Origin of the sequence: Corynebacterium sp. HMSC035E02 (assembly GCF_001836065.1) — a bacterium.
Taxonomy (GTDB): domain Bacteria; phylum Actinomycetota; class Actinomycetes; order Mycobacteriales; family Mycobacteriaceae; genus Corynebacterium; species Corynebacterium hiratae.
The window spans coordinates 1-766 of the sequence record NZ_KV827322.1 but is presented as its reverse complement, the minus strand read 5'-3'; the positions used below and the strand labels follow the sequence as shown (position 1 = coordinate 766).

Annotated in this window: 1 protein-coding gene; it reads left to right on the top strand. The window is 55.4% G+C overall.

What is annotated here, in order from left to right; genetic code table 11:
• Positions 1-766, top strand: a 766-nt coding sequence (locus HMPREF2635_RS12905) for an integrase core domain-containing protein (RefSeq protein WP_141761676.1), incomplete at both ends; no start/stop codon positions are given.

Here is a 766-nt window from a genome sequence, read left to right as displayed (position 1 = left end):
ATATGGGCCTTGGTCGATCTACTACTTCTTGTTTGACACTTCAGGCCCAGATTCCACCCCATCGCGTTCTACAATCGCCTCGTGGCTGCATGAACTGGGATTTGTTGATGCCAATGCCCGCAAACGCCCCCGCAGCTCCTATAAGCGCTTCGCCCGTGATCTCGTCGGTGAACTCTGGCAAATCGATGGACTGGTCTACCGCCTCTTTGACCATGCCCACACACATGTCACGATTTACCAGATTATCGATGATGCCAGCAGATTCGATGTCGGAACCACAGCATTCGCTCTGCCAGAAAACGGTACTGATGCGCGCGCCGTACTGGCCGCAGCGTTCGCCGCCTACGGCAAACCTCAAGAAATCCTTTCCGACAATGGCGATGCGTTCGCCACCTATCACCGTGGTTTTCTCTCTGCTACTGAAACTTGGCTCGCTAGCCAAGGTGTACTTGCTATTGCTGGTTTCGCCCCGACAACCCAGGGAAAAGACGAACGCTCTCACCGCACGTTGACCCAGTTCCTCGATGCACGCCACCCAGTCAGCCTTGCTGAGGTCAACACATATCTGGCCGAATATCGCCAGGTCTACAACGAACGACGACGGCACCAATCACTGCTGGTCGGCAAAATGCACATCACACCACGCCAGGCCTTCGATACCTTCCCCAAGGCACCATCGCCTACACATCCACTCGATCCTGAGCAGGTCTGGGCCCGCGTAGTCGCCTATAACCAAGCGCACAATCCACACGCTGTATCCGAAATG